Annotated in this window: 16 protein-coding genes and 1 pseudogene; 6 read left to right on the forward strand and 11 right to left on the reverse strand. The window is 30.4% G+C overall.

Annotation, left to right across the window (positions count from 1 at the left end; all coding sequences use genetic code 11):
- Positions 1 to 2 precede the first annotated feature (2 nt).
- The 5 genes from CSPT_RS06705 to purH are packed head-to-tail and all read left to right on the forward strand — an operon-like array spanning position 3 to position 5,001.
- On the forward strand, positions 3 to 734 hold the full coding sequence (locus CSPT_RS06705) for a DnaJ domain-containing protein (protein WP_089182876.1): 732 nt from the start codon (positions 3 to 5) through the stop codon (positions 732 to 734).
- Positions 731 to 1,837: a DNA adenine methylase gene (locus CSPT_RS06710; RefSeq protein ID WP_089182877.1), complete on the forward strand. Its 1,107-nt coding sequence runs from the start codon at positions 731 to 733 to the stop codon at positions 1,835 to 1,837. Before CSPT_RS06705 ends, CSPT_RS06710 begins: the two co-directional genes overlap by 4 nt.
- Before the next feature lie 2 nt (positions 1,838 to 1,839).
- Positions 1,840 to 2,661, forward strand: a complete 822-nt coding sequence (locus CSPT_RS06715; protein WP_374188418.1) for a type II restriction endonuclease — start codon at positions 1,840 to 1,842, stop codon at positions 2,659 to 2,661.
- Positions 2,651 to 3,460: a DNA-methyltransferase gene (locus CSPT_RS06720; protein WP_089182879.1), complete on the forward strand. Its 810-nt coding sequence runs from the start codon at positions 2,651 to 2,653 to the stop codon at positions 3,458 to 3,460. Before CSPT_RS06715 ends, CSPT_RS06720 begins: the two co-directional genes overlap by 11 nt.
- A gap of 2 nt (positions 3,461 to 3,462) precedes the next feature.
- A complete protein-coding gene (gene purH / locus CSPT_RS06725) occupies positions 3,463 to 5,001 on the forward strand; it encodes a bifunctional phosphoribosylaminoimidazolecarboxamide formyltransferase/IMP cyclohydrolase (RefSeq protein WP_089182880.1) in 1,539 nt (512 codons plus the stop codon).
- A gap of 12 nt (positions 5,002 to 5,013) precedes the next feature.
- Here the strand turns inward: purH and CSPT_RS09380 are convergent, their stop codons facing one another.
- From CSPT_RS09380 to CSPT_RS06770, 11 genes and pseudogenes are all read right to left on the reverse strand, one after another.
- A complete protein-coding gene (locus CSPT_RS09380) occupies positions 5,014 to 5,436 on the reverse strand; it encodes a CZB domain-containing protein (protein ID WP_149051366.1) in 423 nt (140 codons plus the stop codon).
- A 36-nt stretch (positions 5,437 to 5,472) separates the two neighbouring features.
- A pseudogene (locus tag CSPT_RS09515) lies at positions 5,473 to 5,682 on the reverse strand (methyl-accepting chemotaxis protein); the annotation flags it as partial.
- A complete protein-coding gene (locus CSPT_RS06735) occupies positions 5,665 to 5,961 on the reverse strand; it encodes a hypothetical protein (protein ID WP_089182882.1) in 297 nt (98 codons plus the stop codon). The pseudogene CSPT_RS09515 and the gene CSPT_RS06735, both read right to left, overlap by 18 nt.
- The gene (locus CSPT_RS09520) at positions 5,870 to 6,070 is read right to left on the reverse strand and encodes a hypothetical protein (RefSeq protein ID WP_143297558.1); all 201 of its coding nucleotides are present in this window, start codon (positions 6,068 to 6,070) and stop codon (positions 5,870 to 5,872) included. Before CSPT_RS09520 ends, CSPT_RS06735 begins: the two co-directional genes overlap by 92 nt.
- An 85-nt stretch (positions 6,071 to 6,155) precedes the next feature.
- Positions 6,156 to 6,749, reverse strand: a complete 594-nt coding sequence (locus CSPT_RS06740) for an NUDIX domain-containing protein (protein WP_089182883.1) — start codon at positions 6,747 to 6,749, stop codon at positions 6,156 to 6,158.
- The gene (mgtE, locus tag CSPT_RS06745; protein WP_089182884.1) at positions 6,734 to 8,101 is read right to left on the reverse strand and encodes a magnesium transporter; all 1,368 of its coding nucleotides are present in this window, start codon (positions 8,099 to 8,101) and stop codon (positions 6,734 to 6,736) included. Before mgtE ends, CSPT_RS06740 begins: the two co-directional genes overlap by 16 nt.
- A gap of 9 nt (positions 8,102 to 8,110) precedes the next feature.
- Positions 8,111 to 9,277, reverse strand: a complete 1,167-nt coding sequence (locus tag CSPT_RS06750; protein ID WP_181892277.1) for a peptidoglycan DD-metalloendopeptidase family protein — start codon at positions 9,275 to 9,277, stop codon at positions 8,111 to 8,113.
- A gap of 59 nt (positions 9,278 to 9,336) precedes the next feature.
- Positions 9,337 to 11,178, reverse strand: a complete 1,842-nt coding sequence (locus CSPT_RS06755) for a primosomal protein N' (protein ID WP_089182886.1) — start codon at positions 11,176 to 11,178, stop codon at positions 9,337 to 9,339.
- Between the two features lie 17 nt (positions 11,179 to 11,195).
- Positions 11,196 to 11,618, reverse strand: coding sequence for a type II secretion system protein (locus CSPT_RS06760; protein ID WP_089182887.1), 423 nt, complete (start codon positions 11,616 to 11,618; stop codon positions 11,196 to 11,198).
- A complete protein-coding gene (locus CSPT_RS06765) occupies positions 11,615 to 11,857 on the reverse strand; it encodes a hypothetical protein (RefSeq protein WP_089182888.1) in 243 nt (80 codons plus the stop codon). The genes CSPT_RS06760 and CSPT_RS06765 overlap by 4 nt, the downstream gene beginning before the upstream one ends.
- Positions 11,854 to 12,087, reverse strand: coding sequence for a coiled-coil domain-containing protein (locus tag CSPT_RS06770; RefSeq protein ID WP_089182889.1), 234 nt, complete (start codon positions 12,085 to 12,087; stop codon positions 11,854 to 11,856). Before CSPT_RS06770 ends, CSPT_RS06765 begins: the two co-directional genes overlap by 4 nt.
- A gap of 67 nt (positions 12,088 to 12,154) precedes the next feature.
- On the opposite strand from CSPT_RS06770, the gene uvrB reads away from it, so the two are divergent.
- Positions 12,155 to 14,131: an excinuclease ABC subunit UvrB gene (gene uvrB, locus CSPT_RS06775; protein WP_089182890.1), complete on the forward strand. Its 1,977-nt coding sequence runs from the start codon at positions 12,155 to 12,157 to the stop codon at positions 14,129 to 14,131.
- Positions 14,132 to 14,142 lie beyond the last annotated feature (11 nt).

Below are 14,142 nucleotides of genomic sequence, written 5' to 3' on the forward strand. Positions count from 1 at the left end.
GAGTGAATTTACTTCTTTTTATAGGTGCTGTATTTTTCGCTTTTTGGCTTATAGCTGGTGGAACAAAAAACTTTACTTATCAGCAAAATAAAAGAAAATTTAGTTACGAAGAAGCTGTTTATATCGTATCACTTTTAGCTAAAATAACAAAAAGCGATGGCAGAGTAAGTGCAAAAGAGGCAAATTTAGTAAGCCAAATTCTCACAGATATCACAAATGCACTAAATGGTTCAAATACAACAAGAGAGAATTTAAAAAGAGTTTTCAATGCTCAAAAAATGGATCTTAGCAACACATTCAAACTAGCATTAGAATATAAAATCAAATTTAATCTTAGCGAAGTTGAATGTATGCAAAAGATATATTCACTACTAAATATAGTTTATGTTGATGGCGAAATAACTGATGATGAGATAAAAATAATTACAAAAATAGCAGATGGTTTTAGTATAAATCAAGACATATTAAAACAGATAATTAGCAGTTTTGATAGAAGTTTTACAAATAAAAATGCAAAAGAAAACTCCAAAAAATCTCCTTATGAAATTTTAGGAGTGGATAAAAACACTGATTTTAACGATATTAAAAAAGCATACAGAGAGCTTGCTAAAAAATACCACCCAGATATATTAATGGGAAAAGGTGAAAATGATGAAGCCGTACAAAATGGCACAAAAAAACTTCAAGAGATAAACGAAGCTTATGAAAGCTTAAAAAAGATACATAAGCAATGAAAAAAACCATAGAAAACAATAGCTTTTTAACAGATCAAATCATAACATATCTTGGAAATAAAAGATCGCTTTTAAATTTTATAGAAAGCGGCATAAATATAGCAAAAAACGAGCTTAACAAAAAAAAACTAAGTTGCGTTGATATATTTAGCGGAAGCGGCATAGTTGCTAGGTTTTTAAAGGCACACTCTAATTTTTTAGTTGCAAATGATTTAGAACTTTACTCAAAAATCATAAATGAGTGTTATTTAACAAATGTAAATTTAGAACTACAAAAAGATATAGACATAAATTTTAAAATACTAAATAAAAAAATAAAAGAAAATTTACAACCAGGATTTATAAGTGAGCTTTATGCACCAAAAAACGATGATTTTATCACAAAAGGCGAAAGAGTTTTTTATACTCAATATAATGCAAATTTCATAGATACCACAAGAAGCGAAATATCAAAACTTCCTAATGATATGCATAAATTTTTCTTAGCACCACTTTTATACCTTGCAAGCAATCACACAAATACAAGCGGCGTTTTTAAGGGTTTTTATAAAGATAAAAATGGTGTTGGTAAATTTGGAGGAATGGGCGAAAACGCACTTAAGCGAATTTGCTATAAAATGCATCTTATAAAGCCGATTTTTTCAAATTTTAGTTGTGATTTTAATGTTTATCAAAAAGATGCAAATACTCTAGCAAAAGAGCTCGATAGTTTTGATCTTTGCTACATAGATCCGCCTTACAATCAACATCCATATGGCTCAAATTATTTTATGCTAAATTTAATAGCGTCTTATCAAAAACCACAAGAAATTTCTGAAATTTCAGGAATACCAAAAGACTGGAATAGAAGTAATTACAACAAAAAAGCAGTAGCAAAAGAGGCTTTTTGCGATCTTATAAAACATCTAAAAGCGAAATTTATTTTAGTTTCTTATAATAACGAAGGAATTATTTCAAAAGATGAATTTATAAATACTCTTAAAAAATTTGGAAAAGTAAAAATTTTAGAGCAAGAATACAACGCATTTCGCGCTAGCAGAAATTTAAACAGCAGAGATATTTATGTAAAAGAGCATCTTTATATTTTAAGGAAAAATATATGAGAATAATTAACGAACAAAAATTTGAAGATTTTTTAAATTCTTTACAAAAAACAAATGCAAATTTATCTTTTTTTGTAGATTTTGAAAAATGTTGTACAAATGTAAATAAAATTTCAATGAAACTTCATAGCTTAAATTATCTTTTGGGTAAATATAATTTAAAAGAAGCTATAAATGAGTTGTTTTTTGAAAATAAAGATTGTTTTTCAGTATTAAATTTACTGATTGCCGTAAGAGATGGTAATACTGTTTTAATAAACAATGATGCAGAATTTATAAAATTAAATACTTATTTTAAAGATCCTAATCAAATTTATGAGTTTTTTTGCCAAACAGGGCTTAGTGAAATTTTTATTAATTCTAAAATTACAAATTTAAATGATTATGTTTTTGGTATTGAGATTGGACTTGATACAAATGCTAGAAAAAATAGAGGTGGTAAAAATTTTGCAAATTTAATAGGTAGTATTTTTAAGCAAAATAACTTAAATTTTGATAGCGAAGTTAGTACTAATAACTTAAACATACAAACAACTACAGATAAAAAAATTTTCGATTTTGTAGTATATGCAGATAAAGTCAACTATTTAGTTGAGGTAAACTTCTATAACACTGGCGGATCAAAACTAAATGAAGTTGCAAGGTCATATATAGAGATCTCTAAAAGAATCTCTATATATCCAAATTTTAGATTCGTATGGATAACCGATGGACTTGGTTGGTTAAGTGCTAAAAATAAATTAGAAGAAGCCTATAAAAGCATTGAAATTTATAATTTATCAAATTTAAATCATTTCATAGAAAAGGTAAAAAGTGAAATTTAATAATTTTATCAGTAACGATAAAAAATTTACTATTTATCAAGGCGATACTTTCGAGATTTTACCAAATCTTGACAAAAAATTTGATCTTATTTTTGCAGATCCGCCTTATTTTTTATCAAATGATGGACTAAGTATTCAAAGCGGCAAAATAGTTAGTGTAAATAAAGGCGAATGGGATAAAGATGTTGACGATATTGATAAATTTAATTACAAATGGCTAAAATTAGCAAAAGAAAAACTAAATAATAATGGTTCAATTATGATAAGCGGAACTTATCATAATATCTTTTCTATCGGACGAATGCTTCAAAAGTTAGATTATAAAATCCTAAATATCATAACTTGGCAAAAGACAAATCCGCCACCAAATTTTAGTTGTCGCTATCTTACGCACTCAACCGAGCAAATTATTTGGGCTAGAAAAAGCCAAAAACACAAACATATTTTCAATTATGAACTTATGAAAAAAATAAATGATAATAAGCAGATGAAAGATGTTTGGGCGTTTCCAGCTATTGCCCCTTGGGAAAAAACTAATGGCAAACACCCTACACAAAAACCACTTGCTTTGCTTATTAGACTTATTTTAATGGCTAGTTATGAAAATAGTTTGATTTTAGATCCATTTAGTGGAAGTAGCACAACTGGTATTGCGGCAAATTTACTAAATAGAAATTTTATAGGCATAGAAAAAGAAAAAGAATTTATAAATATGAGCTTAAAAAGAAAAGACGAAATAGATTTTGATAAAAAAAATATTTTAAAAAAAATAAATGATTTAAATTTAATAAAGGAGTAAAAATGAGAGCATTGCTTAGCGTTAGCGACAAAGATGGTATAGTTGAGTTTGCAAAAGAACTCGAAAACCTAGGTTATGAAATTTTAAGCACAGGTGGCACATATAAGCTTTTAAAAGAAAATGGTATAAAAGCCGTAGAAGTTAGCGATTTTACAAAAAGCCCAGAAATGTTTGAAGGCAGAGTTAAAACTCTTCATCCAAAAATTCATGGCGGAATTTTATACAAAAGATACAATGAAAATCATGTAAAACAAGCGGGGGAATTCGGGGTTCTTGGCATAGATTTAGTATGTGTAAATTTATATCCATTTAAAGCAACCATAGCTAGAACCGATGATTTTGAAGAGATTATAGAAAATATAGATATCGGCGGACCAACTATGGTTAGAAGTGCTGCTAAAAATTTCAAAGATGTTTTGATAGTTACAGATATACTTGATTATGAAAACATTATAAATATGCTAAAAACTGGCAGTGTTGATTACGAATTTAGAAGAGACCTTATGATAAAAGCTTACGAGCATACCGCTAGTTATGACGCTATGATAGCAAATTATATGAATAAAAGATTTAACTCAGGCTTTGGTGCTAAAAAATTCATAACTGGCTCAAAAGTATTTGATACAAGATATGGCGAAAATCCTCATCAAAAAGGGGCTTTATACGAGTTTGACAACCATTTTACTCAAAATTTTAAAGCCTTAAAAGGTGAGGCTAGTTTTAACAATCTTACCGATATTCACGGAGCTTTAATGCTTGCAACTAGCTTTGGAGATGCACCAGCTGTTGCTATTTGCAAACATGCAAATCCTTGCGGTTTTGCCATAAAAGAAAATTTACTTCAAAGCTACATAGAGGCTCTAAAATGCGACCCCGTATCGGCTTATGGTGGTGTTATAGCGATAAATGGCACACTAGATAAAGAACTTGCATTAAAACTTCACGAAAAAGGCACTTTTATGGAAGTTATTATCGCAGCAAATGTAACAGATGAAGCATTAGAGGTTTTTAGCGATAAAAAAAGAACCAAAATTTTCACGCAAGAAAATAAATTCCTAGAAAGAAACGACGAAACATTTGATTTTAAACATGTAGATGGCGGATTTGTCTATCAAGAGCGTGATTTTGTTAAAGACGATGAAGTAAAAAATGCCAAATGCGTTACTACTAGAGAAGCTAATCAAAGTGAATTTACCGATATGCAAATGGCGTGGAAAATAGCCGCTCTTACAAAATCAAACTGCGTTGTTTATGTAAAAGATAGTGCAATGGTAGCAATCGGTATGGGTATGACAAGTAGAGTAGATGCAGCAAGAGCTGCTGTTGCCAAAGCTAAAGATATGGGGCTTGATTTACAAGGATGCACACTTGCAAGTGAAGCGTTTTTCCCATTTAGAGATAGCATTGATATAGCAGCAAAAGTTGGTGTAAAAACAGTTATCCAACCAGGTGGATCAATCCGTGATGATGAAGTTATAAAAGCTGCAAATGAAGCTGGTATAGCTATGTATTTTACGGGAATTCGCCATTTCTTACATTAGAAAATAGCCTATTTATAGGCTATTTATCTTTTCATTTTCTTTGATTAGTTCATTAAAATATTTAAACGGCTCTTTTGTTTGAATTTCTGCATTTTGTAAATTTAAAATAATTTGATTAAAATTTTCTTTCTTGGCATACAACTCTAATGATTCATTTATCAAATCATGCACATTTTTATGAGGATTTTCTATTTTTACAAATGAAGGCAGTTTGCCATAAACATCCTTGCCAATACCACTATACCATTTTCCAAGACGACAATTTTGATGATCACTCATTAATTCAACATTATCTGTTAAAATTTTTCCATAGCCGTTTATTTTAAAAAGAGCATGATCTAGTTTTGCTAAAATTTGAAAACTTTTTATAGCATTATCCATAAGATTTCTAGAATTTGAGATATAAATAGCAAATTTTGACTTAAAATCCACCATTTTAGAACTTGATTCATTTATAATTCCAGAAACTTTACTGCTATCTTTAGAAATTTCATTTGATTTTTGCTTTAAAAGATTTATATTAACCTCAACTTCGCTTGTAGCACTTTGTGTTTTTTCAGCTAGTTTTCTAACCTCATCTGCTACCACAGCAAAGCCTCTTCCGGCCTCCCCTGCTCTTGCAGCTTCTATGGCAGCATTTAATGCAAGCAAATTTGTCTGATCTTATATATCTTTTATCAAATCTACTACATGCGAAATTTCATCAACAACTTTATGTAAATTTTCTGAATCCATCAAGGTTTCGTTTGAAGTTTGAGAAATATGCTCAAAAGTTGCCATTATGGAATTAGTAAAATTCTCTATTTCAGAACTATTTATACCAGTTTGCTCAGCATTATTTCTAATTTCAATGATATCTTCGACATTTTTAGCTAAATCGCCTTGAATGATAGATATATTGTCTTTTGTTAGTAAGCATTGATTTAGATATTTCTTTTTTAAAATTATCCAAATCATCATCTTGTTTAGTTTTAGAAAGCTGTTCTTTAAAATTAGAAATTTGCTCTTTTAACTCTAAATTTTGTGCTTTTAACTCAGAATTTTCTTTTTGAAGTTTTTCAAATTCCAATTTTTCTTAAAAAATTTTTGTTTTTTTTGATAAACATTTTCATTCCTTGAAATTAAATATTTCGAAAAAATATCAAAAAAACAAATCAAGCACTTTTCATATTATTTTCAAAAAACCACATAAAAGCAAATATCAAACTAGCCGCTTTTGCCTTGCTTTCATCATAAGCAAAACTCATAGCTTTATTTTTCTCTATATAAACCAACTCTATGCTTTCATCATCAATACCGCCGCCATTTGATACTTTCATATCATCATCAATAAAAGCAAAAAACAGACTTTGTTTATTTGATGAAACGCCAAACGATGCGTAAGTTGTAATGATATGTTGCAAATTACTTACCCTAAATCCAGTTTCTTCTTCAACTTCTTCAATGGCTGTTTGTTTCGCATCTATGCCTTTATCCATTATGCCAGAGCATAATTCATACGAAAAACCAGGCTCATCACTTTTGATACCATTTTTCATTTGATAGTGCCAAAGTGGCGGACGAAACTGCTTTACAAGCAAAAACGCATTTTTACTTTTATGATAAAGCAATACAGAAACACTATCGTGTATATCTATGCAATCCCAAGTTCTATTTACGCCATTTTGAGTAAATTCAACACTAAATAGTTTTATAAATTTATCACTTTTCAAGCTAGTTATTTTAAAATTTGTTATATTAGTATCCATGTTGCAAGTCCTAAAAAGCTTAAAAAACCTATAATATCAGTAAAAGTTGTAAGTAACACTGATGAGCCAACAGCTGGATCTATTTTTAATTTTTTAAGTGTCATTGGTATTATCGCGCCAAAAAATCCAGATAAAGATAAATTTATAATCATAGCACTACATATAACAACTCCAAGCATAGGCGTCTTAAACCATACAGCAGATACTATGCCAAGAAGGATGCCAAAAATAATGCTATTAATTACAGCTATGCTAATCTCTCTTTTTAAAACATATTTTGCATCACTAAACTCTATCTCTCCAAGAGCTAATTTTCTAACTGTTACAGTAAGTGCTTGAGTGCCAGCATTTCCGCCCATTGCACTTACTATTGGCATTAATATAGCAAGTGCTACAAAAGACTCTATTGTAGCATCAAAAAAACTTATGACAAAAGAAGATAAAAGAGCGGTTCCTAAATTTAAAAATAACCATGAAGCTCTTGATAAACCAGCTTTATATATAGTGTCATCTTCCTCTTCTGCTTCATCATCAAGACCAGCAAGATTATAAATTTGTTCGGTCGCACTTTCTTGTATAAAATCATGAATATCATCAGTTGTTATTCTACCGACTAAAACACCGCTACTATTTATGATAGGTAAAACACTAAGGTCAAACTCTTGAAAATCGGTAGCAACATCTTCTATATTATCACTATCTAGTGCAAAGTGTGGTTTATATTCATCTTCTGGGGCGTTTTTAACTATGTCCCCTATCGTATCTTTAAAATTACAAGTTATAAGATCATAAAGCGGGATAGAGTATTTTAGTTTATTTTCTTCATCAACTACAAAAAGTTGATAAATGTCTTCTAGTTCACCCTCTTCTTTTAGTTTTTTGAGCCTTTGGATGGCACTTTCTAAACTCTCATCAGATCTTGCACTAAAAAGCTCGGTTTGCATATACGCACCGGCTTCATTTTCTTCATATATAGAAAGTTTTAGTATGTCAGCTTGATCTTCTTCATCTAACTCATTAAAAAGCTCTCTAGCTTTTTTATCATCTATGTCTTTTATATATTTTAAAAGCTCTACTTGATCATCACTCTCAAGCTCTTCAATAGCTTCTACCACTTTATCTTTTGGAAGTATTTCGATCACATCTTTTATCATGTGATCTGGCATCTCCATAGCAACTTCACCCAACACTTCTGGGTCAAGTTTTTCTAAATACTCCTCATATTGTTCATCATCATTTTTCTTTATGGTTTTAAGGTATTCTGCTATATCGGTGCTACTGAGTTCATCTTCCAGCTCTTCTTCAAAATGCGAATCAAGCTGCTCTTTAGCAATCTGTAGTTCTTCACTCATCAATACTCCTTAAAGAGTCATAAAGTTACTAAAATCCTCTTCTTTTTGTGGATTTTTAGGATTTTGCAAATGCTCATCTATAATTTTTTTACCATCTTTAACCAAAGCAAGGAACTGCTCTTTTGTCTTTCCTTTAAACAAATCTCTTTGTATCTTAACAACTTTTTCTGGATCTATTGCTTGTTTACCAGCATAAAGTCCAAAGTGAAGGTGTGGGCCTGTTGACATTCCGGTATTTCCTATATAAGCAACAATCTCTCCTTGTTTTACCTTTTTTCCTCTTTTTATATTTTTAGCAAAACCGTTTAAATGTGCATAAAGAGTTTCATAGCCATAATCATGAGATATAATTAGCGTTTTACCATATCCACCTTTTGTTCCAACAAATTTAACTTTTCCATTGCCAGCTGCCATTATCGGAGTTCCTTTTGGTGCAGCATAATCAACGCCAAGATGGGCTCTGTAGCGTTTTAGTATCGGATGAAATCTTTTTTTAGTAAATCTAGATGATATTCTTGCATTTTTTACAGGTTTTATAAGAAATAAAGTCTCATTTGTCTTACCGCTCTCATCATAGTATTTTCCCTCAAATAAAAATAGTGTGTATTTTTTGCCACCTGTTTCTATCATAGCTAAAGATATCTCAGGATAGCCAAAAACCCTACCAAGTCTTCTTTTTTGAGTATAGGCTATAACAAGACTATCGCCCTTTTTTAACTTCGTAAAATCGACACTTTTCCTAAAAACATTTATAAAAGCGTCTGCTAGAATTTTATTATTTGTTTCGTTTATAATATCTTGATATGGGGAGGTTTGAATTTTTATGCTTAAAACTTGACTTTCTTCATTGTAAATTATAGGTATAAACTCTAATTCATATAAATTTTCTTTGTTTTTATAAATATGTATTTGAAGCTCTTCATTTATTGGTATCAAAACTTGCGAAATCATATTTTCATCATCTCTTAAAATTTGAAAACTTGTTCCTGATGAAATCTCGCTTAAAAGCTCTTGATCTTCTTTTGAAGAGTTATAATAAAGTTTAAGAGGCAAAGAATTATTTTCCAAAAAATTGGTAAATGTTTCGCCATTTGGCCAAGTAAGTTCTTCTAAATTTGATTCATTTTCACAAAAAGCAAATGTTATAAGTAGTAAAAAAATAAATAATATTCTCATTAGCAACCCTAAAAAAAATGTAAATCATTCTACAAAACTTCTACTTAAAAGCTAGTAAATTAGCTAAAATTTATCGGATCAATGTCTATATCTATATTTTTATTTTGTAATAAACTTGAAATTTTTATGAGTGGTTTATGTGATTTTGCTCTTAAAAGTATGTTGTATCTAAATTTTGACGCTATAAGCTCTATTGGGGATTTGCCATATCCTATTATCTCAAAATCATCCATTTTTATAAGAAATTTTTCTAAAATTTTCACACATTCTAAACATATAAAATTTGCTTCCTCATCTTTTTTAGATAATATATTTATACGCATAAGTTTGCTAAATGGCGGATATAACGGATCTCTAAATGTAATTTCTTCATTTATAAAAGAGTCATAATCACTTATAAATTTTTTAAAAAAATCTATTTTTTTTGTCTGAAATATAACTTTTCCATACTCCAATCTTCCTGCTCTGCCTGCAACCTGCATTGCTAAAGCAAGCGTTTTTTCCCTAGCCCTAAAATCGCTATATTCTAAATACTCATCAAGCCCTAAAATAACAGCAAGCTCGACATTATGATAATCATGCCCCTTGCTTAACATCTGTGTGCCAACTAAAATGTCAATTTTTTTATCATTAAAATCTTTTAGAATGTTTTCTAATTTTTTTTGAGTAGTTATCTCATCTCTATCAAATTTAGCAATTTTAGCCTCTGGAAAAATTTCACTAAGTTTGATTAAAACTTCACTTGTGCCGATTTTTTTTGCCTCTAACATATCGCCACCGCATTTATCACAAATTTTAGGCACTTTAGTAGCATAGCCACAATAATGACATTTAAGCATATTTTCTCTTTTATGATAACTCATGGAAACTGAACAATATGGGCATTTTATCGTGCTAAAACAACTTTTACAAGTTATAAATTTAAAATTTGCCCTAGTTGGTAAAAACACAACAATTTGTTTTTTGCGCTCCAAGCATTTTGCGATATTTTCTATGATAACTTCACTAATTGATGTCTCATTATCATCAAAAATATACTCTTTTTTGCTCTTAAAAAATGTGCCTTTCATACGAAAATACGGCTGCTTTTGTATAGTTGTTATACAAGGTGTTGCAGAACCTAATATAACTTTAACTCCAAATTTAGATATATAGATAGCTAAATCTCTAGCGTTATAATGTGGATTTGATGATGATTTATAGCTATCATCGTGCTCTTCATCAACTATAACTAATCCAAGATTATTAAATGGTAAAAACAGAGCAGATCTAGCTCCAGCGATTAATTTGATCTCTCCATTTTGAAGTTTTGATAAAATTTGAGCCTTTTTATTTTTATTAATTTTTGAGTGCCAAACCCCTACACTATCTCCAAAATACTGCTTTAATCTTTTTTGCATTTGTGGAGTAAGAGAAATTTCTGGCATCAAAAAAAGTGCAGTTTTGCCAGAATTTATAGCCTTTGCTATGTGACTTATATACACTTCACTCTTGCCGCTTCCAGTATCTCCAAAAAGCAGCGAAACATCGTGTTTATCTATAAATTCAAAAGCTTTTTTTTGAATTTCATTTAAATTTGGAGTTTTTTGTATATATAAATTTGTATTTTTAAATTCACTATAAGGCTCAAACAAATCATAACTTACACCAAGAAAACTCGAATAATAATACGATATAAATTTAGCCAAGTTTATCTGAAGTTGTGTAAATTTAAGATTGCTTTTTGAGCTTATTGGTAGAGTTTTAAAAGATGGTTTTTTAACCTCTTGTATTATCACACCAAGAGAGCTTTTGTTTCGTAAATTTATATTTACTATATCGCCATCTAAAAACTCGTTTTTGCTTTCATATGTCAGCGGATTTAAGGCTGAGCCTAATATAGCTACTTCATAATAAAACAAAACTCAGCCTTAGAAATTTAATGTAAATAGCCTTTGCATTTTTCATCAGAACAATCAAAAGTTCCATTGTCTTTATCATAAACAAAATTTAAAGTTGTGCTCTTGTTAAATTTAAACTCATATTTTAAGCCATCGTTTGTGTTCCAAGCACCTTTTATAGCATTTTGCGTAACAGCACAAAATGGGCTACCGCAATCCTTTTCAGCACCAGTGTTGTCTTTTTTTGTATTAAGTGCAGCAGGCCAACTCATATCGCCTCTCATCATTCTTGTGCTACGCTCCAAGGTTAAACCACTTTGGATAGCCGCTACATCTGATTTAAGTTTTGCTATTTGTGCATCATCTCTAGTTGCTGTAAGTCTTGGCACGGCAACACCAGCTAAAATTCCCAAAATCACTATAACAAAAATAAGCTCTATTAAAGAAAAACCTTTTTTCATTCATAATCCTTGTCATTTTTTAACTCATCGCTTATATTTTTTATAAGCTCTTTTAACTCTCTATCTTGAAAGTAGTTTTCTTGACACTTTTGCACAAATGCAGTTAGTAAATCTTTAACCGAAAATGTCTTTTTGCCATCAAGAAAAATTTGCATATCTCTTTCAAAAGCCACAGCAAATTCATCTTCTAATGTGATTGTATAATCACGAGAATTTACCGATATGACTATTTTTTTCATTTACCAAGAACTGCTTCTATCTTTTTGATAACATCATCTGATTCGATATTTTTATCTTTTAAATCAGCTTCTAATCTTTCTATCTGATTTGATTTTGCTTCATTTTGTGCTTTTACGCTTACAAGCTCATTTCTAAGCCTTTCGTTTTCTTTGCACATCTCATCATATTTATTTAATAGCTCATTAACTTTACTTGTTAAACCATTTAGTATATTGTCATTTTCAAGCATTCTTAACCTCACTTTGTGATATAATCTTATAATTGTAACATAAAAAGCTTTATAATAAGGAAAGTAAGTGAAAAATTTTGAAATTTATAGTAAATTTTCTCCAAACAAAGACCAGCAAAACGCAATAGACGGCATTGTAAAATCTATCAAAGCAGGAAATAAATTTCAAACTTTGCTTGGTGTTACTGGAAGTGGCAAAACTTTTAGTATGGCAAATATCATTAAAAATTTAGATATGCCAGCTCTTATAATGACGCACAATAAAAGCTTAGCAGCACAACTTTATAGTGAATTTAAGGGATTTTTTCCAAAAAATCATGTAGAGTATTTTATAAGCTATTATGATTATTATCAACCAGAAGCTTATATACCAAGGAGCGATCTTTTCATAGAAAAAGACAGCTCAGTAAATGAAGAGTTAGAGCGTCTAAGACTAAGTGCGACAGCTTCACTTTTAAGCTATGATGATGTTATAACAATTGCCTCGGTTTCTGCAAACTATGGTCTTGGAAATCCAAAAGAGTATCAAGGTATGGTTATGTATTTTGAACTAGGAAAAAGTTTAAGTCAAAAAAAATTACTTTTAAAACTGGTTGAAATGGGATATAAAAGAAATGATACTTACTTTGATAGAGGTGATTTTAGAGTAAATGGCGATACTATAGATATTTACCCAGCTTACCATAACGATGAAGCATTGAGGCTTGAGTTTTTTGGAGATGAGCTAGATTATATGTATCATTTTGATGTGCTAGAAAACAAAAAAACAAAAGAGGTTAAGAAATTTATACTCTATCCAACAAGTCAGTTTATAGTTGGTATGGATAGACTAAAAGAGGCTATAAAAGGCATTGAAGCTGAGCTTGAAGATAGGCTTGAGTATTTTCAAAAAGAAGGTAAGGTTGTAGAGTATGCGAGATTAAAACAAAGAGTCGAGTTTGATCTTGAAATGCTAAGCTCAACAGGGTCGACAAAAGGTGTTGAAAACTATGCTCGTTATTTAACAGGACAAAAACCTGGTGAAACACCATACACACTTTTTGATTATTATGAGATAAACTTTGATGATTATCTTGTTATAATTGATGAAAGCCATGTAAGTTTGCCCCAGTTTCGCGGTATGTATGCAGGAGATAGAAGTAGAAAAGAAACTCTTGTAGAGTATGGTTTTAGACTTCCCTCAGCTCTTGATAACCGCCCTTTGAAATTTGATGAGTTTATATCAAAAAAGGCTAAATTTCTATTTGTTTCAGCTACACCAAATGAGTATGAGTTAGAACTAAGCGGAAAAAATGTATTTCATCAAATTATGAGACCAACTGGACTTCTTGATCCAAAAATCACACTAAAAGATAGCGATAATCAAGTAGAAATTCTTTATGATATGGCAAAAGAGGTAATTCAAAGAGGCGATAGAATTCTAGTAACAGTTTTAACCAAAAAAATGGCAGAAGAGCTTACAAAATACTACTTGGAACTTGGACTTAAAGTAAAATACATGCACTCAGATATAGATGCTATTGAGAGAAACGAGCTGATAAGAGGTTTAAGAAGCGGAAATTATGATATGCTAATAGGTATAAATTTACTCCGAGAGGGACTTGATCTGCCAGAAGTTTCTTTAATTGCAATAATGGACGCAGACAAAGAAGGTTTTTTACGCTCTACAACAAGCCTTATACAAACCATAGGAAGAGCTGCTAGAAATTTAAACGGCGAAGTTGTGATGTTTTGTAAAAAAATAACAAAATCTATGAAAGAAGCCATTGATACAACAGAGAAAAGACGAAAGCTTCAAGATGAGTATAATAAAGCTAACAATATCACACCAAAAAGTGCTACAAGAAACATCGAAGAGAGCTTAAAAATAGAAGATGGAGCAGAAATTTACAGAGTTAGCAAAAATAGCGAAAAAATGCCAGCAAGCCAGAGAGCTAAAATAGTAAAAGAGCTTAGAAAACAGATGATGGAAGCTGCTTCTAGGCTTGAGTTTGAAAAAGCAGCGGCACTTCGTGATGAGATTGCAAAACTAAGAAAAATTTAAAACTACATTTT

The sequence above is a fragment of the Campylobacter sputorum subsp. sputorum genome, assembly GCF_008245005.1.
In the GTDB taxonomy this organism is placed as follows: domain Bacteria; phylum Campylobacterota; class Campylobacteria; order Campylobacterales; family Campylobacteraceae; genus Campylobacter_F; species Campylobacter_F sputorum.